Raw genomic sequence first — 21556 nt, 5'->3', positions numbered from 1 at the left:
CTATAAATTAAATATCTTTCTTTTCTAGGTAAACGACTTTTTTCGTTTCGAAAAAATCTTCGTCAAAAAAGTTTTGAATATCAAATAAAACTGCATTTGGAAAACCTGCTAATTCTTCTGTCAAATCGCCTCCTTTTAGGTATAACAAACCATTTGGAAAAGGATTAATCGCTTCTTTTTTGAATTTCCCGCGAATCCATTCCGCAAATCTTGGCATTGCTGTTACCGCACGAGAAACAACAAAATCATATTTATCTGTCAACTCTTCGGCACGCTTCTGTTCAGCTTTTACATTCGTCAAACCTAAACCATCAGCCACACCTTTTACAACCTTTATTTTTTTTCCTATAGAATCAACCAAATGAAACTGAACATTCGGAAACAAAATTGCCAACGGAATTCCTGGTAAACCTCCGCCAGTTCCTACATCAAGAACAGAAGAACCATCTGCAAACTCCATCACTTTTGCAATCGCTAACGAATGTAAAATATGATTCGTATAAATTTCGTCAATATCTTTTCGAGAAACAACATTGATTTGATCGTTCCATTCTTTGTACAAATCACCAACTTTCGAAAATTGCTCGATTTGTTTCTCCGTTAAATCAGGAAAATATTTTAAAATTAAATCAATCATTGCTTAAATAATTTCTGAAACTCGCTGACAAACGTAATCTAACAACTTTGTATCGTCTTCTGTAAACGGATTAATTTTGTGCGAATCGATATCAATTTGACCAATATTTTCTCCATTTTTGAAAATTGGAACAACAATTTCAGCTTTCGTTTCTATTGAACAAGCCAAATAATTATCTTGTGCATAAACGTCTGGCACAACAAAAGTTTCGTTAGATTCTGCCACTTGCCCACAAATTCCTTTACCATAAGGAATTATTGTATGATCGGTAGCTGCACCAACATAAGGTCCAAGTTTTAGTTCATTTTTATCTCCATTCTTGAAATAAAATCCCACCCAATTATAGTATTCAACTTCGTCACTCAACAATTGACAAATCTTTTGTAATCTATCTTCCGTAGAAATTGCGCTATCAATTATGACATCCACGCGTTTATGTAAATCTTGCATTTTGTTACTTCTAAAAAAGCAAATTTATTGATTAATCATAACTTAATCAAAAGTTGACGTTTTTCATTTATATTTGTTCAAGATTTTTTAACCAAATGAAAGAATTTAAACCTTTATTGTTATTCCTTGCACGTTTTTTAGGAACTTACATTATTTTAAGTTTAGCTTATAAATTGTATTTGGATCAATATTTACCGCACAATACCCCTGATCCATTTACAAAATTAACATCTGATGTAACAGCTTTTGGTTTGAACAAATGTGGTTTTTTTACTTTTTCTAATATTGCAGAAAATCAACCTTGGATGCGTTTGGTAATGGACGGACAAGTCGCGTCTATTGTAAATGAAGGTTGTAATGCGATTTCTATTTTGATAATTTTCATAGCGTTTATCGTTGCTTTTTACACGAATTTCAAACAAACTTTTTTGTTTATTTTGTCTGGTTTAGCAATTCTTTTTGTGATGAATATTTCGAGAATTATGTTGTTAAATTATATTTTTAGATACCACGCAGAATATGGTAAAATGGCGCACGATTATCTATTCCCTGCAATTATTTATGGTTCAATCGTGATTCTTTGGATTGTTTGGATCAAATTTTTTGTAACAAAATACAATAAGCAAAATGCTAAATAAATATTTACGTTATGCAATTGCAGTTTTACTTGTTTTTGGATTAATATTAGTCCGAAAATTTGAAGATATTTTATTTTATGATCCTTTCTTAGAATACTTTCATTTTGTTGGACATTCAAAATTTCCTGAAATTGATTTACCAAAATTAAACGCAAGTCTGATGGTTCGCTATCTAATTAATACATTATTAACGGTATTAATTGTTTGGTTTATTTTCTGGAAAAAAAGTTACGTTAAATTCTCTATCATTATTATGATTATCGGATTAATCGTTCTTTTACCAATCTATAATTATTTGATTTCAACACATTTTTCATCAGGCGAAATGGTTTTATTTTATGTGAGAAGATTTCTCATTCAGCCCATGTTTTTATTAATTTTAGTTCCTTGTTTTTATTACCAAGAAATACAACATAAAAAAACGGTCGAAAATTAATTTTCGACCGTTTTTATTTTATCTAATTTATATTTTACAATAAACCTGATTCTTCTTTTTCTTGTTGCGCATCTAACTTTGCTTGCTCTTTTGCAGCTGCTTCTTGTGCTTTTTGTTCTGCAACTTTACGTTTTTCTTCGTTTGCAATTTCTGCATTCGCTTTGTTCACTGCTTTGTATTTGTACAACCAACCTAAGAATCCACCAAGTATAAATCCAACTCCAGCACCTCCTGTTATTCCGACTAAAAATTCTTTGTCCGCAAATAATCTTGAGATATCTAAATTTGTAAAATAGTACATTGCAACGCTAATCGCAATCAACAAAAATCCAATAAAAGTAGAATAGGTCATCGTTATATGTTTTTAAAATAAATCTTGTAACATTCTTTGGCGAACAGCTTCGTACAAAATCGCTCCAGCCGCAACCGAAACATTCAGTGAAGCAGTTTGTCCAGCCATAGGCAATTTAATAATTTTATCCGAAATTTTAATAATAGAATCCGAAACTCCATCTTCCTCACTTCCCATCACAATAGCTGCAGGAACAGAGAAATCTGCATCATAAATAAATTCTGCTGATTTTTCAGAAGCACTAAAAATTGAGATTCCAGCCGATTGTAAATATTTAATAACATTCACTAAATTTCCTTCTTTACAAACCGGAATATTGTACAACGCTCCTGTCGAAGTTTTGATCGCATCTGCATTTACAGAAGCCGAACCTTTTGCTGGAATAATAATTGCATCAACACCAACACATTCTGCTGTACGAGCGATTGCACCAAAATTACGAACATCAGAAACACGATCTAAAATCAAGATAAAAGGTGTTTTTCCTTGTTCCCAAATTTGAGGTAATACATTTTCGATTGAATCAAATTCGATTGGCGAAATAAATGCATAGACTCCTTGGTGATTTTTTCCTGTAAAACGATTTAGTTTTTCTACAGGTACATAACTTACAGGAATTTCATATTCAGTGATTAATTTTCTCAATTCAGAAAAAATTTCACCTTGTAAACCTTTTTGAATAAAAATTTTGTCGATTGTTTTCCCTGCTTCAATCGCTTCTATTACTGGTCTTAAACCAAAAATTCCCGCTTCGTTTTTCATAAGTGCAAAGATAAAAAATTATACGTAACTATTTACCTATCCTTCTCTTCAATTGTTGTAAATAATTTGGAAAGCTCATATACAACATGCAACCAATAACAATTAGCGAAATCATTGAGATTAAATTTAGTTTGATATGAACAATTTTTGACACAAAAACAACCACCAAAACAACATTAAATAAAGTTTGAAAATAAAAATGTTGCGCAATTTTTCGTCCAAAATCTGATTTGCTATATGAAGCAAAAAACATAAAAAGCACTAAAATTGTAAGAATTAAACTAATTTTCATTCTAAAAAAATTCACTAAATTTGAAAGGTTAAATATACTCAAAATGCAACAATATCACGATTTATGTAAAAAGGTTTTGACAGAAGGCGCTTTTAAAGAAGACAGAACAGGAACGGGAACGAAAAGTATTTTTGGTTACCAAATGCGTTTCGATTTGTCGGAAGGCTTCCCTTTGGTGACGACTAAAAAATTACATTTAAAATCGATTATCTACGAATTGTTGTGGTTTTTGAAAGGTGATACAAACATCAAATATTTAACAGATAACGGTGTTAGAATTTGGAACGAATGGGCCGACGAAAATGGTGATTTAGGTCCTGTTTATGGACATCAATGGCGTTCATGGGGAAAACCAAATGGAGAAGTTGCTGACCAAATTAAAGTTGCAATTGATCAAATAAAAAATAATCCAGATTCGCGTAGAATAATAGTTTCTGCTTGGAATGTTGGTGAATTAGATCAAATGGCTTTAGCGCCTTGTCACGCATTTTTTCAGTTTTATGTGAATGATGGAAAATTATCGTTGCAATTGTACCAACGTAGTGCAGATATTTTCTTAGGTGTTCCATTCAACATTGCGTCATATGCGTTATTACAAATGATGGTTGCGCAAGTTTGTGAGTTAGAAGTTGGCGATTTTGTTCATACGTTTGGAGATGCACACATTTACAAAAATCATTTCGAACAAGTTGAATTACAATTAACGCGTGAACCTTTTCCATTACCGACAATGAAAATCAATCCTAATGTAAAAGACATTTTTGATTTTACATACGAAGATTTCGAATTAGAAAATTATCAAGCTCACCCACATATCAAAGGAATTGTAGCGGTTTAATCATAAAATATACTTAAAGTCTCCAAATTGGAGGCTTTTTTTGTAACTTTTCAAGAAAATTATCAACCAATAGAAATAAAATTTTACAATGAAAAAACGCATTCTTTGGCTTTCATCAGCCTTTATTATATCAAGTCTTACTAATGCGCAAGTAATGACGCCACCACCGAGTTACAACGAAAACCAAACGAATAAATTAGATATTTATCGTGCGGAGGCAGAACGAATCAACAATCTTGTTCATACCAAATTGGATCTTAAATTTGATTATACAAAAGAGCACGTTTTAGGTGAAGCTTGGGTAACGCTGAAACCACATTTTTATGCAACAAACAAAGTTACGTTAGACGCAAAAGCTATGCTGATTAGCGAAGTTGCTTTGGTGAATGGTGCTACAAAAAAGAAATTAAATTATAAATATGATGATTTACAATTGGTCATCGATTTGGATAAAGAATACAAAAAAGATCAAGAATATACGCTTTACATCAAGTATACAGCGCGTCCGAACGAAGTAAAACAAGAAGGAAGTGCGGCGATAAACGATGCAAAAGGTGTTTATTTTATCAATGCAAAAGGTGATCGACCAAATTATCCAACTCAAATTTGGACACAAGGCGAAACAGAATCTTCTTCTTGTTGGTTCCCGACAATTGATAAAACAAATCAAAAAACTTCACAAGAAATCACGTTAACATATCCGGATAAATATGTTTCATTATCAAATGGAACGATGAAATCTTCAAAGAAAAATTCGGACGGAACAAAAACTGATTATTGGAAATTCGATAAAAAACATGCGCCATATTTATTCTTTTTCGGGATTGGAGATTACGCAGTCATCAATGATAAATGGAAAAATATCAATGTTGATTATTACGTAGAGCCAGAATATAAAGATATTGCGAAGCAAATTTTTGGTAATACGCCAGAAATGATTCAGTTCTTTTCTGATAAATTAAACTATCCTTATCCTTGGGACAAATATGCGCAAATGACAGCTCGCGAATATGTTTCTGGAGCAATGGAAAATACAACAGCTTCTTTATTTCATGATGGTGTTCAGCAAAAAGCTGGTCAATTAGTCGATGAAAATACGGCGGAATATGTGATTGCGCACGAATTATTTCACCATTGGTTTGGAGATTTAGTTACGGCAGAAAGTTGGGGAAATTTAACAGTGAATGAATCTTTTGCTAATTATTCTGAATATTTATGGTTCGAATATAAATACGGAAAAGAGAAAGCGGATGAGCATCGTTACAACGAAATGTTTGGTTATAAACAAGGCGATGGACCAACGAAAAATTTGGTTCGAGTTCATTACAATTCTCGCGAAGACATGTTTGATGGCGTTTCGTACAATAAAGGTGGAATCATCTTACATATGTTGAGAAATTTCTTAGGAGATGATGCTTTCTTCAAAGGTTTGAATAAATATTTGAAAGATAACGAATACGGAAAAGCTGAATCTGCACAATTACGCTTGGCTTTGGAAGAAGTTTCTGGTCGTGATTTGAACTGGTTTTTCAATCAATGGTATTACGAAAATGGTCATCCAAAATTAACTATTGTTTCAGACTATTCTTCAACGAATAAAAAAGTAAAAGTTGTTGTTCGTCAAGATGCTTCAAAATTATTTGAATTCCCTTTTGCGATCGATATTGTTGAGAATGGTAAAACAACACGTCAACAAGTTTGGGTTCCAAAACAAGCCGAAACTGTTTTTGAATTTGCAGCAAACCAAAAACCTGATGTCGTTATTCCAAATGCGGATCAAGTTTTATTAGCAGATATCGACGATAAAAAACCTGTTGAAGATTTTATCGCGCAATACAAAGCTGGAAAAGGAAATTACACGACGCGTTTATTAGCGATTGAAGCAATGGCAAATGCGCAAGCAACTAATCCAAAAGCTGCTGATGCATTGGTTAATGCGTTAGATGATTCATTTGATGGATTAAGAATTTATGCGATTCATAAATTGGATACAAAATCAAAAACGATTGTAGATAAAGCTTCATCAAAATTAAAACAATTAGCATCTAACGATCCTAAAACATTGGTACAAGCAGCTGCTTTGAGTGCTTTGAATGATGCCAATATTTATGATGCAACCATTTTCGAGAAAGCTTCAAAAAGCCCATCTTTTAGTGTTCAAGGAGCTTCATTAACAGGAATCTTAAAAAATAATCCTTCAAAAATTAATGATTTAACAACTAATCTTGATAATGAAGTAATTAAAGGTTCGCCAGATTTAGCAATGGCATTAGTTCCGACTTGGATTAAAAATAATCAATTGGATAAAGCTGCTTTAATTTCTGAATCTGCTGCGATGTATGAATTCGTAAAATTCCAAGATCCAGAAAAAGGAAAAATTGCTGAACAAGCTTTCAATTGGATTATGAATAATGATACGCCAGATGCAACAGCTGAAATTGCTAAAACATATTCGCGTTACTATCCATACTTGAAAGAGCAAAATCCACAAGCAAGCCAAGCTATAAAAATGATGGCTGAAAAAGCGTTGCAAGTGAAAACGAATGCTGCAAAAACAATTAAATCTGCATCTATTGCAAAACAAGTGGAGCAATTACAAGATGCACTAAATAAAATGAAATAATTCGCTAAAATTATTATATTTGTTAAGCTATCCTTGCTAGAGGATAGCTTTTTTTACCTTATAACTTATGATAAACATTGTAGTAGCAAAAGCAAGCAACAACGTAATTGGTGCAAAAAACGATTTGATTTGGCATTTACCAAATGATCTGAAACATTTCAAAAGTTTAACTTCTGGACATCCTATTATTATGGGACGAAAGACGTTCGAATCATTGGGTAGACCTTTACCAAATCGTACCAATATTGTTGTGACAAGAGATCAGAATTGGAATGCAGAAGATATCGAAATTGCTTCTTCTTTACAAAAAGCAATAGAAGCTGCGAAAAAAATTGACGATGATATTTACATTATCGGTGGTGGAAATATTTATAAACAAGCGATAGAATTTACTGATGTTCTGTACATCACAGAAGTTCATCACGAATTTGATGGAGACACTTATTTCCCAGAAATTGACTCGGACGAATGGGAAGAAGTTGAGCGAGAAGATTTCAAAAAAGATGAAAAGCATCCGTATGCTTACTCCTTTGTGACGTATAAAAGAGCAGATAAAGAAAATTAGAAAACTTACGAGCATAAAAAAAAAAGCAAGAACCAAAATTCTTGCTTTTATATTTTATTAATTTAACAACTTAATGCTTAACATCTTGTACTTCGTCTGGATTGTGTTTATGTTTAAATAAAATAGCAAATAAAATAGCAATTACTAATGCATATAATGCAAATGTTAGCCAGATATGCTCCCAATCTTTAAACATTAATGCTTTATCAAAAACTCCGTCAGTAATAGTAATTCCATTATTTTTAATATAATCTAGCATTAAGTTATTATCTGGGGTAGTATCTAAAAACACTGATAATTCTTGTGTGTTATTGAATGATTTTGTGAAGTATTTATCAATTAACCATCCCGAAGTTAAACTGCCGAAAACAGCTCCAAAACCATTTGTCATCATCATAAATAATCCTTGTGCAGAAGATCTTATTCTAGAATCAGTATTTGTTTCAACAAATAATGATCCCGAAATATTAAAGAAGTCGAAAGCCATTCCGTAAACAACACAAGATAAAATAATCATCCATAAACCTTCTTGCGGATTAGAGAATCCTAATAATCCGAAACGTAAAACCCAAGCTAACATTGAGATTAACATTACTTTCTTAATACCATATCTCTTTAAGAAAAATGGAATTGCAAGAATAAATAATGTCTCAGAAACTTGAGAAATTGACATAATAATTGTAGAATATTTAATAACAAATGAATCAGCATATTTCGGAAAGTGTTTAAACTCATCCAAAAAAACATCTCCATAAGCATTCGTTAATTGTAATGCTCCACCCAAAAACATTGCAAAAATAAAAAACAATGCCATTTTATAATTCGCAAACAATTTAAACGCATCCAACCCTAACAACTGAACAAAACTTGTAGATTCAGTATTAGTTTTTTGTGGTTTACAAGCTGGTATTGTAAAAAAAGCGTACAATCCAAGAATAACAGCTGCTACTCCAGCAATATAAAACTGATATTCGGTTGCTTTATTACCAGAAAGATTTGTAATCCACATTGCAACAATAAACCCAACAGTTCCCCATACTCTAATTGGAGGAAAATCTTTTACAACATCATAATTATTAGATTTTAAAACAGTGTAAGAAATCGAGTTATTTAAAGCAATTGTAGGCATATAACAAGCCATTGCTATCAACATAACCCAAAAAAAAGTATTCGGATCATTTACTTGAGGTAAATAAAAAAGTACTGCAGCATAAGCTATATGTAAAAATCCATACAACTTTTCTGCATTAATCCACCTATCTGCAATTATACCTGTTATTGTAGGCATTATTAATGAAGCGAAACCCATTGTTGAAAATATTAACCCAAATTTGGTTCCATCCCATTGTTTTGTACCAAACCAATAGTTTGCGATAGTTATTAACCATGCTCCCCAAACAAATAATTGTAAGAAGTTCATGATGATTAGTCTAGTTTTTAAAGACATAATTATTTGAAATAGTTATTAGTTTCCCATGTTTTCGATTTGATCACGAAGGCGAGCTGCCAATTCGTAATCTTCATTCTTCACAGCTTTTTCCATCTCAGTTTCAAGTTCAGATTTTGTCCAACCTTCATATTCATTGATTTCAGACAAATCACTTTCTAAACCAGCTAAGATATCCAAATCATCTTCGAAGTTATTTGCTGCGCGACGTATATTTTCTTCTTCTTCAATAACGTCCAAATGAATTCCAGCTTTTTCTACAACATTATCATAGGCATAGATAGGTGCATTGAAACGAACAGCCAACGCAATTGCATCAGAAGTTCTCGAATCAATTTCGGCACGTTGTCCATCGTTATTCACAAAAATAATATTCGAATAGAAAACGCCATCTTCTAATTTATAAATATAAATAGATTCAACATTCAATTGAAATTCTTTTCCTAATGAAATAAACAAATCGTGTGTTAATGGACGAGGTGGATTAATATCTTTCTCTAAAGCTAATGCGATTGATTGCGCTTCGAAGCTCCCAATAATAATAGGTAACTTTCTTCCTCCTACATTTTCCTCAAGAATCAACGCATATGCGCCAGTCTGAGTTTGACTGTAAGAAATTCCTTTAATATTTAATCTAATTAAATTGTCCATTTGGGTGTAAATCTATGAAAAACTGATGAATATTTAATCTTTTTTTAATGAATAAAAAAAATCCGAACCACCTAAATGATTCGGATTGAATTTATAATCTTAAAATGATTAAGCTTGACCTTTATATTTTTTTAACTCTTCAGTTAATTTAGGAACAATCTCAAAAGCATCTCCTACGATTCCGTAATCAGCTGCTTTGAAGAAAGGCGCTTCTGGATCATTGTTAATAACAACAATTGTTTTAGATCCGTTAACTCCAGCTAAGTGCTGAATAGCTCCTGAAATACCAACTGCGATGTATAAATTTGGCGCAATTGCTTTTCCTGTTTGTCCTACGTGCTCAGCATGAGGTCTCCAACCGATATCAGCAACTGGTTTAGATGACGCTGTAGCAGCTCCTAAAACTTTTGCTAAATCTTCGATCATTCCCCAGTTTTCAGGACCTTTCATTCCACGACCTGCAGAAACTACGATATCAGCTTCTTTCAAATCGATTTTATCAGAAGAAGCCATTTCTGTTGAAACAACTTTTACTTTAGCATCTGCATCAGAAACTGATATTGAAGCTGATTCTTCTGAACCAGAAACTGCATTTTCTTTTGCTCCGAATGCGTTTTGTAAAACTGTAACTACAACTTTTCCTGAAACTGCAACAGTTTCTACTCCTTTTCCAGAGAATGCTTTACGCGCAACTGTGAATGGAGAAACTGCTGTTGGAGCTTTTTCTACATTTGTTACTAAAGATGCTCCTGTTTTGTATGCTAAAACTGGTGCTACAGTAGCTCCTTCGTTTGTTGATGGTAAAACCACAACATCTCCTTGAGCAACTTCAGCCAAAGCTTTTGCGTAAGAATTTGCATCAAATTTTGCTAAAGCTGCATTCTCAATTTTAACTACTTTAGATGCTCCATATTTATATAATTCGTCAGCAGCAGCATTTCCAAAAACGATTGCTGTAACAGTATCTCCAGCAACATCAGCTGTAGCTTTTGCGTAAGAAACTGCTTCTAATCCTGCTTTTTTATATTTTCCGTCGTGTGACTCTGCGTATACAAAAATTGCCATTTTTTAATTTCTTTTTAGGTGAATAATTAGATTACTTTAGCTTCTTCGTGTAATAATCTTACCAATTCTGCTACATTGTCTTTGTCGATTAATGTTACATTACCTCTTTCAGCAGGTTTTACATAACCAACAACTTCAACTTTACTTTCTGTCGTTTCTGGGGCAACAACTGCGATTTGTTTTGTACGCGCTTGCATAATTCCTCGCATGTTAGGAATTCTTAATGCAGCTTCATCAACCAATCCTTTTTGTCCTGCGATAACAGCTGGTAAGGCAACCTCTACGGTTTCTTTTCCTCCATCAATTTCGCGAACAGCTTTTGCAGAAGAACCTTCTACATCAAGACCGATACATCCGTTTACAAAACCATAATCTAACATTGCTGCAACTAATCCTGGTACAGAACCTCCATTATAATCAATTGACTCTTTTCCTGTCAATACTAAATCGAAACCACCATCTTTAGCAGCTTTTGCGATTTGTGTAGCAACAAAGAAATCATCGCGAGCATCAGCATCAATACGAATTCCATCATTCGCACCAATTGCTAAAGCTTTACGCATAACTGGATCTACAGTTGCATCTCCAACAGTTAAAATGGTAACAGTAGCACCTTGTTTTTCTTGTAACTCTACTGCTTTGTTTAAACTAAATTCGTCGTGCGGGTTAATAACGAACTGAACGCCATTTTTGTCAAATGATTTTCCGTCAGCTGTGAAGTTGATTTTTGCTGTAGTATCTGGTACACTACTAATACAAACTAATATCTTCATAATTTTGTGTTTACTTTTTCTTTTATGTAAAAATAACTAATTTATTTTATTATGCAAGCATAACATTGTTAATTCTTTACTAAGTCGTTACTTTTCGCTTTCAGTTGTTTTTTATAAACTGAATTTGAAACCAATACACTTAGTTCATACAATAACCAAAGAGGAATTGTAACTAAAATCATACTGTACACATCGTTTGGTGTAATCGCAGCTGCAATCACTAATACAACGATAAATGCGTGTTTACGGTATTCTTTCAAGAATTTTGGAGTTAAGATTCCAATACTCGTTAAGAAGTAAACGAAAACTGGCATCAAAAACATAACTCCCATCGATAATAATAATTGAACAAATAAATCGATATAACTTGGCAATGTCCATGTATTTCCTACACCAAAAGGATCGTAAGTAAATAAGAATTGCGTACACAATGGCAGCAACATGTAGTAACTAAATAGTACTCCTGTCACAAAGAAAAAAGAAACAGCAAAGATGGTAAATCCTGCATATTTTCGTTCAGCTTCTTTTAGTGCTGGTTTTACAAATCGCCAAATTTCAAAAATAACATAAGGAATTGCGATAATTACACCACACACAATTACTGCAAAAAACTGTGAAGTGATCTGTCCTGATGGATTAAGATTGGTCAATTCTTTCGAAATATCAAATGATTCGGTATAAATTTTTCCGAAACCTGTTAATTCACCAAATTGATTAAAAATATCAAACGTTGGAAAAGTTGATTTTAATGGAGCCATAATCACATGTTCCACCAATTCGTCCCAATAAATAGCGACTGCAATAGATGTAATCACAATTGATAAAATAGAACGAACCAAATGTCCTCTCAACTCACCAATATGAGCCAAAAATGACATACTCGATTTTGTATTATCTGCCATACGCTTATTCGATTCCTTCGTTTAAAATTGAGTGAATATCCAAAATTCCATAATAATGATTTTCTTCATCAACCACCACCAATTGTCCAATACTGTTGTGACGAAGAATCGCTAAAGCTTCTCTTGCTTTTTCAGCTTTTTTGATTGTTTTCGGATTCATTGAAGCAATATCTTTCGCAGTTAAATGTGCAAAAGTTTCATTATTTAATAACATTCGGCGCAAATCTCCATCTGTTATCACACCAACAATTTTATCATTATCAATCACAACTGTAATTCCATGACGACCTGATGTTAATGAATTAATGACTTCTGTAATCGAAGAATCTGGATGCACAGAAGGTTTTCTTTCTGGATCAACAATATTTTCTACTGTCCACAATAATCGTTTTCCTAAAGCTCCACCTGGATGATATTTTGCAAAATCGTTTTGTGTAAACGCTCTCAATTTCATCAAAGCTACCGCCAATGCATCACCTATTACCAATTGAGCCGTTGTAGAAGTTGTTGGTGCCAAATTTACGGGACAAGCTTCTTTATCAATATTAACATCCAAAACAATGTCTGAATTTTTTGCTAATTCTGATTTCAAATTTGATGTTAAACCAATCAAAACTGATGCATATTGTTTAAGAATCGGAGCCAAATATGTAATCTCTGGCGTATTTCCACTTTTCGAAATACAAATCACCACATCTTCTGGTCGTACAAGACCCAAATCGCCATGAATAGCTTCCGTCGCATGTAAAAATTGACTTGGAGTTCCGGTAGAATTTAAGGTTGCTACAATTTTATTTGCAATGTGTGCACTCTTTCCTACTCCAACAACTACCAACTTTCCTTTCGTGTTATATATCGCATTTACCGCATCAACAAAAGACTCGCTAATACGAGAAGCTATTGCTTCCAGCGCTTGAATTTCTTCTCGAAATACCCCTTGCGCTATTTGTATTAATTCTGAATTTTCCACAATAAAATTTCTATTGTCTATTTTTAAAATTTTTCGTACTTTTACTCTCCTTTTTTATTTACACTCAATTATATATAAATCATATAAAATTTATGTGTATATTTAAGAGTTATCAAATATAGGAACTATTTAATTTATAATATTAATTTTAGTCTTTTGTGTAGATGGAAGCCACTTCGAAAAACTTAACATCTTACCTAAAAAAATATTTTGGTTTCGACCAATTTAAAGGACAGCAGCACGAAATCATTACAAGCTTACTAAATAAAGAAGATGTATTTGTTTTGATGCCAACTGGAGGAGGTAAGTCTTTATGTTATCAATTACCGGCATTAATGTCAGATGGAGTCGCGATTATTGTGTCCCCTTTAATCGCGCTGATGAAGAATCAAGTAGACGCTATACGTGGAATTTCTGAAAATGATGGAATTGCCCACGTATTAAACTCATCTTTAAACAAGTCAGAAACGAAAACAGTTATGACAGATATTAAAGATGGGGTAACTAAAATGTTGTACGTTGCACCCGAATCTTTGACAAAAGAAGAATACATCGATTTCTTTAAATCGGTAAAAATTTCTTTTTTTGCTATTGATGAAGCGCACTGTATTTCTGAATGGGGACACGATTTTCGACCAGAATATCGTAATCTAAAAGCGATTATCAACAAAATTGGTGATGCGCCAATTATTGCTTTAACTGCAACAGCAACACCAAAAGTACAAGAAGATATTCAGAAAACTTTGGGAATGCAAAGCGCTAAAGTTTTTAAAGATTCTTTTAATCGTACGAATTTATTTTACGAAATCCGCCCAAAGGTTGATCAAGACAAACAAATCATCAAATTTATCAAACAAAACGATGGTAAATCTGGTGTCATTTATTGCTTGAGTCGTAAAAAAGTTGAAGAAATTACGCAACTTTTACAAGTAAACGGAATCAATGCTATTCCTTATCACGCAGGTTTAGATGCCAAAACACGTAGCAAACATCAAGATATGTTTTTGATGGAAGATGCAAGTGTCGTTGTCGCTACAATTGCTTTCGGAATGGGAATTGACAAGCCAGATGTACGTTTTGTAATGCATTACGATATGCCAAAATCGTTAGAAAGTTATTACCAAGAAACTGGTCGTGCAGGTCGCGATGGTGGTGAAGGTGTTTGTATTGCTTTCTATGATTATAAAGATATCGAAAAGTTAGAAAAATTCTTAGCAAGTAAACCTGTTGCAGAACGCGAAGTTGGAATGCAATTACTTTCTGAGGTTGTAGCATATGCCGAAACTTCGATGTCGCGTCGTAAATTTTTGTTACATTATTTTGGAGAAGAATTCGACGACAAAAACGGCGAAGGGGCAAATATGGACGACAATATGCGCAATCCTAAAAAAATGATTGAGGCAAAAGTTGATGCAGTAATTGCATTAGATGTTGTTCAGAAAACAAATCAAAAATTAAAATTAAATGATGTTGTAAATGTTATAGTTGGTAAAGAAACTTCTATTACAAAATCATATAATTTGAGCTCTGAAGATTTCTTCGGAATTGGAAAAGCAAAAGAAGATTATTATTGGAAATCTATTTTACGCCAATTAATTGTACGTAATTTATTAGAGAAAGAAATCGAATCATATGGTATTTTAAAAATTACCAAATCTGGAAAAGATTTCATTAGTAAGCCAACTTCTTTTGAAATTGCCGAAGATATTGATTTCAAAAAATTATTATCAGAAGGTAGCTTTGAAAAAGAAGAAACATCTTCTGCACCTATTGCTTTTGATGATGTTTTATTGAAACAATTGAAAGATTTACGTAAAAAAATCTCTAAAAAACATCAAATTCCACCTTTTGCAGTTTTCCAAGATTCGAGTTTAGATGATATGACAATGCAATATCCAACAACAGTTAAGGAGTTAACAAATGTATTTGGTGTTGGAGAAGGAAAAGCTCAGAAATTCGGGAAAGAATTTGTAGATTTTATTGCGCAATATGTTAAAGACAACGACATTATTCGACCTGAAGATATGGTGATTAAACAAGTTGCTGACAAATCGAGTCACAAAGTTTATATCATTCAATCGACAGACAGAAAGTTAAATCTTGAAGATGTTGCGGAAGCAAAAAATATGACGATGAGCGATTTGCTTTCAGAAATGGAAAGTATCGTTTATCAAGGAACAAAATTAAATATCAATTATTACATTGACGAAGTTTTGGACGAAGATCAACAAGAGGAAATTTATGAATTCTTGATGGACGCAGATTCTGACTCAATGTCATCATTGTTAGATGAATTTGGTGACGATTATGATGAAGAAGAATTACGTTTAATGCGTATCAAATTCATCAGTGAAGTCGCAAATTAAACCATACAAAAAATAAACTTTCAGCCCAAGGAATGCTTATCTTTGGGCTTAATTATTACAAGAAAAATGAACAATAAAGCAATATTAATGATTTTGGACGGATGGGGAATTGGACCAAACCCTGCTGTTTCTGCAATCGCGCAAGCAAATACACCTTTTATAGATAGCTGTTTCGAGAAATTTCCACATTCTACGTTGGATACGTTTGGTTTAGCCGTTGGTTTACCAGAAGGACAAATGGGTAATTCGGAAGTTGGACATATGAACTTGGGTGCTGGACGCGTAGTTTTCCAAAACTTAGTTCGAATCAATATGGCGGCTGAAAACGGAACGTTACAAAACGAACCTATCTTAAAAGATGCTTTTCAATATGCTTTAGAGAATAACAAAAAAGTACATTTCATCGGTTTAGTTTCTGATGGTGGTGTACACTCACATATCAATCATTTGAAAGGTTTGTTAGATGCAGCAAATCAATCAGGTTTACAACAAAATGTTTTTGTACATGCTTTCACAGATGGTCGTGATACCGATCCAAAATCTGGCGAAGGATTTATCACAGAATTGATGAACCACATGACAAAATCAACAGGAGAAATCGCTTCGATTACTGGTCGTTATTATGCAATGGATCGTGATAAACGTTGGGAACGCGTGAAATTAGCATACGATGCAATGGTAAATGCAGTTGGTGAAACAACAACAAATCCATTAGAAGCAATTCGTGCATCTTATAATGAAGGCGTGACAGATGAATTCATCAAACCGATTATTGTAACGGATGAAAATGATCAGCCAAAAGCTAAAATCGAGAATGATGATGTAGTGATTTGTTTCAATTTTAGAACTGATCGTGGACGTGAAATCACAGAAGTTTTAACGCAACATGATTTTCCAGAATTTGGAATGCATAAATTAAATCTAAAATATATCACTCTCACAGAATATGATGCTACATATACTGGAGTTGCGGTAATTTTTGACGAGAAAAATATTGTAAATACGTTAGGAGAAGTTATTGCGAATGTTGGTCGTAAGCAAATTCGTATTGCTGAAACTGAAAAATATCCACACGTAACTTTCTTTTTCAATGGTGGTCGCGAAGAACCTTTCGTTGGTGAATCTCGTATTTTATGTGCTTCGCCAAGAGATGTTGCGACTTACGATTTGAAACCAGAAATGGCAGCATATGATATTACAAATGCAATTGTACCAGAAATCGAAAAAGAATCAGCGGATTTCATTTGTCTTAACTTCGCTAATACAGATATGGTTGGACATACAGGTGTTATGTCTGCGGCAATAAAAGCTGCTGAAGTAGTAGATTCTTGTGCGGAAAAAATTATAAATGCAGCTTTAGAACATGGTTACAATGTGGTGATTTTGGCTGATCACGGAAATTCAGATTTTATGATGAACGAAGATGGATCACCGAATACGCAACATACAACGAATCCTGTTCCATTTATTTTGGCTCAGAAAAATATCGAATGGAATGTTGAACATGGTAAACTTGGAGATATTGCACCAACTATCTTAACTTTGATGGGAATTGAAATTCCAACTGAAATGACCGGAAACATTATTGTTCAAAAAAAATAACCTAAATAACTTTAAATACTTACAAACATGATTAATAAAATTATTGCTGTTGACTTTGATGGAACTGTGGTAGATGATAAATATCCAGAAATTGGAAAAGCTAAAATCTTCGCTTTCGAAACATTGAAACAATTACAAAACGACGGATATCGCCTTACTTTATGGACTTATCGTAGTGGTAAATACTTAGATGAGGCTGTAGAATTCTGTAAAAAAAATGGAATTGAGTTTTATGCCATCAACAATAGTTTTGACGGAGAGGATTTTGATAAAAATACGCAAAGTCGAAAAATAAATGCCGATATCTTTATCGACGATAGAAATTTAGGAGGTTTCCCAGGTTGGAGTGACGTTTATCAAATCATTACAAAAAAGATTGAATTAAGTGTTCACGCAAACGGACAAAAAGCTCCTGAGAAGAAAAAGAAAAGAGGATTTTTCGGATTATGATACATTTAAAAAGTAAAGAAGAATTAGAACTAATGTACCTAAGCGCTCAATTGGTTTCAAAAACCTTGGGTATGTTAGCCAAAGAAGTAATGCCTGGTGTTACAACCAATCATTTAGATAAATTAGGAGGCGAATTTATTCGCGACAATGGTGGGTATCCCGCATTTTTAGGAATGTACGATTTCCCTAAAAACCTTTGTATTTCTCCAAATCAACAAGTTGTTCATGGAATTCCAAACGATGAACCACTTAACGAAGGAGATATTGTTTCGGTAGATTGTGGTGTTTATATGAATGATTTTTACGGAGATCACGCTTATACATTTGCAGTTGGTGAAGTAGATGCTGAAACTGAAAAATTATTACGCATTACAAAAGAATCTATGTTCAAAGGAATAGAACAAATGAAAAAAGGTAATCGCGTAGGTGATATCGGTTTTGCAATTCAACAATATTGTGAAAAAGAAGGTTACGGAATCGTTCGTGAATTAGTTGGACACGGATTAGGTCGTAAAATGCACGAAGAACCGCAAGTTCCTAATTATGGACGTCGTGGATCTGGTAAAAAAATTGAAGAAGGAATGGTGTTAGCTATTGAACCAATGGTAAATATGGGAACTGAAAAAGTCTTCTTTCATCCAGATGGCTGGACGGTTACAACGCGCGATGATAAATATTCGGCTCACTTCGAACACGATGTTTGTGTGGTAGATGGCGAACCAAAATTATTGTCAACTTATCAGTTTATTTACGATGCTTTAGGAATCGTATCTGACGAAGAAAAACCATTTTTATTCAAACCTTAAGAAAACTTTTGTGAAAAAGCTTTTAAAAAAAATTATGAATATTCTACCTCGTCCTTTATTAATACAAGGTAGTTATATTATTCGTCCTGTTTTAGTTTGGTTTATGAAAGGAAATCGCTTCGTAGACCCAATTGATGGACAAGGTTATTATAGTTTGTTGCCTTATGGTTACGAAAAACAGCGTGATAATGTACTTTCACCCGGAACTTTTTCATTAGAAAGACATCGCTTGATGTGGTTGTACCTAAAAAATGAAACGTCTTTCTTTACTGAAAAAGCAAAAGTTTTGCACATTGCTCCAGAGCAATCTTTTATCAAACGTTTTCGTGCGATGAAGAATTTAGAATACATCACAAGTGATATAGAATCGCCTTTGGCAGATGTAAAAGCAGATATCTGCGATTTACCTTTTGGTGATGATACATTTGATATCATTTTTTGTAATCACGTTTTGGAACATATTCCTGACGATCACAAAGCGATGAGCGAATTATTTCGTGTCATGAAACCAGGAGGTTGGGGAATTCTGCAAGTTCCGATTTCGTATCAACGTGATGTAACGTACGAAGATCCAACGGTTACAACAAAAGAAGAACGTAAAGAAAAATTTGGACAATACGATCACGTTCGTGTCTATGGTTTAGATTATTACAGACGTTTGGAAGATGTAGGTTTTATCGTCGAAAAAGTAGATTACACAAAACAAATTCCGTCGGAAGATGTTCAAAAATATTGCTTAGAAAAAGGTGAAATTTTACCTGTGGTTCGCAAACCAAAGACTGAATAAAATATAAAATCCAAGAAATAATTTTCTTGGATTTTTTTTATTTAAAGCTTCTACGAATATCCATTTTTTCGTTCACCGATTTGTTGAATTCAGGAAATGGTTGTATGCTAAAATCTTTGACTTCGAGCTTTATTTTCATGTCATTTGTATGTTGACTTTTATCTTTCTCCAAGAAAGTTGAATTCCAATTTCTAAAACTCTCCTTTAAAATCCATTTATTTTGATAGGGTCTGTATTTATACATCACCTCATTATTATGGATTGTATATCCAAATTTCTCAGAATGTTCATTTTCTCTTTTCGTAAAACTTTCTACAATTGCAAACGATTCTTTATCAATCAGAAAATTACAAACAAAATTAACTTTTGGATTTTTCAATTCTATCTCATACATGTACTTATCTGCATATTTAGAAATGATAACTTTTTCGTCATATTTATTTTCAGATGTTCTTTCTTGCATTTTCTTGACAAATTCCAACAAAGAAATATGGTTAAAATATTCATTCATATGATACAATGATGTTAATTGCCTTCCTTCTCCAACAATTCTTCTATTCACAACATTATTTGAATGTATTTTTAAATTATTTTTTTTGAAACGGAACTGTAAATCAACATCAATCATATCTCTATTAACAGAATCCATTATTGCATCAAGTACAAAGTTTACTTTATAAAAATGCTGTTCTGTATTAAAGTTTTTATCATAATTCTCAATTACTTTTTTCAAAATATCCTCAGATTTTAAATTCGTTACAAAAGCTTCTTTTAATTCAACTTCGGATACTTTTTCAAGTTTAATTGTTAATTCAGATTTCAAATCAGAAACGTTGATGATCGCATCTTGGTAATCTTTTTTCGACACGATTAATTCATCTGTTTGCGAAACATTACTCAAATCAACAATAGCTTTTCCTTCCATATCCGAAATAAAATTCTTTGTTGAATTTTTGAAATATACATCGGCATCATCAAGTGGTAAATTATCAGAAAGGTCTAATATTTTTAGATTTACAATTTGCGCATTTAAACAAATCGTAAACAATGTAAATAAGTAAAATATCTTCTTCATAAATCGATTATTTAAAACTTCTACGAATGTCCATTTTCTCATTCACCGATTTATTGAATTCAGGGAAAGGTTGCGTACTGAAATCTTTAACTTCAAGGTTCATTTTTACATTAACATTATGATTACTTCCATCACCTCCTCTGTAATCTGTACTCCAATTGCGCATTAATTCTTTCAAAATATATTTCCCTTGATAAGGTCTGTATCTGTAATAGGTATTAACAAAATTCACAGTTTGTTGACTCTTTTTTATTTCAATTCCTTCTGCATCTACTTTATATTCTACAATAGCAAAAGAATCCTTTGCCACCAAAAACCGATGAAACGAATTATTATCCAAATAAAATTCATACATCAACTCATCACCATATTTTGTTAAGTTGACTTTTGAAAGTTTATATTTTTTATAATATTTCAGATAATCATTTACGACTTCTTTCAAAGAAACCATACCTAAAATGGGTAATAAATTTATTTTATATCCATAATTTGGCTCATTAATTATTCGTTCTTTAACCTGATTATTAGATTTTATATTCAAATTATCTTTCTTAAAACGAAGCTGCAAATCTAAATCAATGAAATCTCTTTTCGTAGAATCTACAATTTCATCAATTATAAAATTTACTTTATAAAAATGCTCATCAGTATTAAAGTTTTTATCGTAGTTTTCAATTACTTTTTTCAAAATATCTTCAGTTTTCAGGTTCGTTACAAAAGCTTCTTTTAACTCAACTTCGGATACTTTCTCAAGTTTAACGACCATATCTGATTTCAAATCTGAAACTTTGATTACTGCATCTTGGTAATCTTTTTTCGACACGATTAATTCATCTGTTTGCGAAACATTACTCAAATCAACAATAGCTTTTCCTTCCATATCCGAAATAAAATTCTTTGTTGAATTTTTGAAATATACATCGGCATCGTCCAATGGAAAATTATCAGAAAGATCTAATATTTTTAAATTTACAATTTGCGCATTTAAGCAAATCGTAAACAATGTAAATAAGTAAAATATTTTATTCATATAATTTAAAATCAATAATGAATTAAAGATATATTTTAA

Annotated in this window: 22 protein-coding genes; 10 read left to right on the top strand and 12 right to left on the bottom strand. The window is 32.6% G+C overall.

The window, feature by feature from the left end:
* Positions 1-7 precede the first annotated feature (7 nt).
* Positions 8-634 carry a 16S rRNA (guanine(527)-N(7))-methyltransferase RsmG gene (rsmG, locus tag B3J26_RS09440; RefSeq protein ID WP_125349806.1) on the bottom strand — a complete coding sequence of 209 codons (627 nt, stop codon included), beginning with the start codon at positions 632-634 and terminating at the stop codon, positions 8-10.
* A gap of 6 nt (positions 635-640) precedes the next feature.
* On the bottom strand, positions 641-1087 hold the full coding sequence (locus B3J26_RS09435; RefSeq protein WP_038332644.1) for a GAF domain-containing protein: 447 nt from the start codon (positions 1085-1087) through the stop codon (positions 641-643).
* A gap of 95 nt (positions 1088-1182) precedes the next feature.
* Between B3J26_RS09435 and xrtF the strand changes: the two genes are divergently transcribed.
* Both xrtF and B3J26_RS09425 read left to right on the top strand, forming a co-directional pair.
* Positions 1183-1725 carry an exosortase family protein XrtF gene (gene xrtF / locus B3J26_RS09430; protein ID WP_180905205.1) on the top strand — a complete coding sequence of 181 codons (543 nt, stop codon included), beginning with the start codon at positions 1183-1185 and terminating at the stop codon, positions 1723-1725.
* Complete coding sequence (locus B3J26_RS09425; RefSeq protein WP_125349788.1) at positions 1715-2161, top strand: exosortase F system-associated membrane protein; 447 nt, start codon at positions 1715-1717, stop codon at positions 2159-2161. Before xrtF ends, B3J26_RS09425 begins: the two co-directional genes overlap by 11 nt.
* 34 nt (positions 2162-2195) lie before the next feature.
* Here B3J26_RS09425 and B3J26_RS09420 read toward each other — a convergent pair whose 3' ends face one another.
* Both B3J26_RS09420 and rlmB read right to left on the bottom strand, forming a co-directional pair.
* A complete protein-coding gene (locus B3J26_RS09420; RefSeq protein ID WP_125349789.1) occupies positions 2196-2513 on the bottom strand; it encodes a hypothetical protein in 318 nt (105 codons plus the stop codon).
* Between the two features lie 12 nt (positions 2514-2525).
* Positions 2526-3275, bottom strand: coding sequence for a 23S rRNA (guanosine(2251)-2'-O)-methyltransferase RlmB (gene rlmB / locus B3J26_RS09415; RefSeq protein WP_219034413.1), 750 nt, complete (start codon positions 3273-3275; stop codon positions 2526-2528).
* 335 nt (positions 3276-3610) lie between these two features.
* Here rlmB and B3J26_RS09410 point away from each other — a divergent pair, with 335 nt between their 5' ends.
* The 3 genes from B3J26_RS09410 to B3J26_RS09400 all read left to right on the top strand — a co-directional run bounded on the left by B3J26_RS09410 (position 3611) and on the right by B3J26_RS09400 (position 7593).
* Positions 3611-4405: a thymidylate synthase gene (locus B3J26_RS09410; RefSeq protein ID WP_291074284.1), complete on the top strand. Its 795-nt coding sequence runs from the start codon at positions 3611-3613 to the stop codon at positions 4403-4405.
* An 88-nt stretch (positions 4406-4493) separates the two neighbouring features.
* Positions 4494-7028: a M1 family metallopeptidase gene (locus tag B3J26_RS09405; RefSeq protein WP_291074282.1), complete on the top strand. Its 2535-nt coding sequence runs from the start codon at positions 4494-4496 to the stop codon at positions 7026-7028.
* 67 nt (positions 7029-7095) lie between these two features.
* The gene (locus tag B3J26_RS09400; RefSeq protein WP_291074280.1) at positions 7096-7593 is read left to right on the top strand and encodes a dihydrofolate reductase; all 498 of its coding nucleotides are present in this window, start codon (positions 7096-7098) and stop codon (positions 7591-7593) included.
* A 70-nt stretch (positions 7594-7663) separates the two neighbouring features.
* On the opposite strand, the gene B3J26_RS09395 is transcribed toward B3J26_RS09400, so the two are convergent.
* The 6 genes from B3J26_RS09395 to B3J26_RS09370 form a co-directional block, all read right to left on the bottom strand.
* The gene (locus tag B3J26_RS09395) at positions 7664-9040 is read right to left on the bottom strand and encodes a nucleoside permease (protein WP_291064143.1); all 1377 of its coding nucleotides are present in this window, start codon (positions 9038-9040) and stop codon (positions 7664-7666) included.
* An 18-nt stretch (positions 9041-9058) separates the two neighbouring features.
* Positions 9059-9691: a bifunctional nuclease family protein gene (locus B3J26_RS09390; protein WP_291074279.1), complete on the bottom strand. Its 633-nt coding sequence runs from the start codon at positions 9689-9691 to the stop codon at positions 9059-9061.
* 108 nt (positions 9692-9799) lie between these two features.
* Positions 9800-10756, bottom strand: coding sequence for an electron transfer flavoprotein subunit alpha/FixB family protein (locus B3J26_RS09385; protein WP_291074277.1), 957 nt, complete (start codon positions 10754-10756; stop codon positions 9800-9802).
* A gap of 26 nt (positions 10757-10782) precedes the next feature.
* A complete protein-coding gene (locus B3J26_RS09380; protein ID WP_291064140.1) occupies positions 10783-11529 on the bottom strand; it encodes an electron transfer flavoprotein subunit beta/FixA family protein in 747 nt (248 codons plus the stop codon).
* Between the two features lie 68 nt (positions 11530-11597).
* Positions 11598-12431: a twin-arginine translocase subunit TatC gene (tatC, locus tag B3J26_RS09375; protein WP_291064139.1), complete on the bottom strand. Its 834-nt coding sequence runs from the start codon at positions 12429-12431 to the stop codon at positions 11598-11600.
* 4 nt (positions 12432-12435) lie between these two features.
* Complete coding sequence (locus tag B3J26_RS09370) at positions 12436-13401, bottom strand: KpsF/GutQ family sugar-phosphate isomerase (protein WP_291074275.1); 966 nt, start codon at positions 13399-13401, stop codon at positions 12436-12438.
* A gap of 164 nt (positions 13402-13565) precedes the next feature.
* Here B3J26_RS09370 and recQ point away from each other — a divergent pair, with 164 nt between their 5' ends.
* The 5 genes from recQ to B3J26_RS09345 all read left to right on the top strand — a co-directional run bounded on the left by recQ (position 13566) and on the right by B3J26_RS09345 (position 19412).
* The gene (gene recQ, locus B3J26_RS09365; protein ID WP_180905211.1) at positions 13566-15767 is read left to right on the top strand and encodes a DNA helicase RecQ; all 2202 of its coding nucleotides are present in this window, start codon (positions 13566-13568) and stop codon (positions 15765-15767) included.
* A gap of 66 nt (positions 15768-15833) precedes the next feature.
* A complete protein-coding gene (gene gpmI, locus B3J26_RS09360) occupies positions 15834-17369 on the top strand; it encodes a 2,3-bisphosphoglycerate-independent phosphoglycerate mutase (RefSeq protein WP_180905212.1) in 1536 nt (511 codons plus the stop codon).
* Positions 17370-17396: 27 nt separating this feature from the next.
* Positions 17397-17819: a BT0820 family HAD-type phosphatase gene (locus B3J26_RS09355; protein WP_115001885.1), complete on the top strand. Its 423-nt coding sequence runs from the start codon at positions 17397-17399 to the stop codon at positions 17817-17819.
* Positions 17816-18625 carry a type I methionyl aminopeptidase gene (gene map / locus B3J26_RS09350; RefSeq protein ID WP_125349798.1) on the top strand — a complete coding sequence of 270 codons (810 nt, stop codon included), beginning with the start codon at positions 17816-17818 and terminating at the stop codon, positions 18623-18625. The genes B3J26_RS09355 and map overlap by 4 nt, the downstream gene beginning before the upstream one ends.
* Positions 18626-18659: 34 nt before the next feature.
* A complete protein-coding gene (locus B3J26_RS09345; RefSeq protein WP_115001888.1) occupies positions 18660-19412 on the top strand; it encodes a class I SAM-dependent methyltransferase in 753 nt (250 codons plus the stop codon).
* Between the two features lie 37 nt (positions 19413-19449).
* Here the strand turns inward: B3J26_RS09345 and B3J26_RS09340 are convergent, their stop codons facing one another.
* Complete coding sequence (locus tag B3J26_RS09340) at positions 19450-20487, bottom strand: hypothetical protein (protein WP_125349799.1); 1038 nt, start codon at positions 20485-20487, stop codon at positions 19450-19452.
* 7 nt (positions 20488-20494) lie between these two features.
* Positions 20495-21517 carry a hypothetical protein gene (locus B3J26_RS09335; RefSeq protein ID WP_291074271.1) on the bottom strand — a complete coding sequence of 341 codons (1023 nt, stop codon included), beginning with the start codon at positions 21515-21517 and terminating at the stop codon, positions 20495-20497.
* Positions 21518-21556: the final 39 nt, after the last annotated feature.

Origin of the sequence: Empedobacter sp. UBA5987 (assembly GCF_002429865.1) — a bacterium.
GTDB classification, from domain to species: Bacteria; Bacteroidota; Bacteroidia; order Flavobacteriales; family Weeksellaceae; genus Empedobacter; species Empedobacter falsenii_B.
Note: the sequence above shows the minus strand (reverse complement) of the source record. Positions and strands in the feature narration are given on the sequence as shown.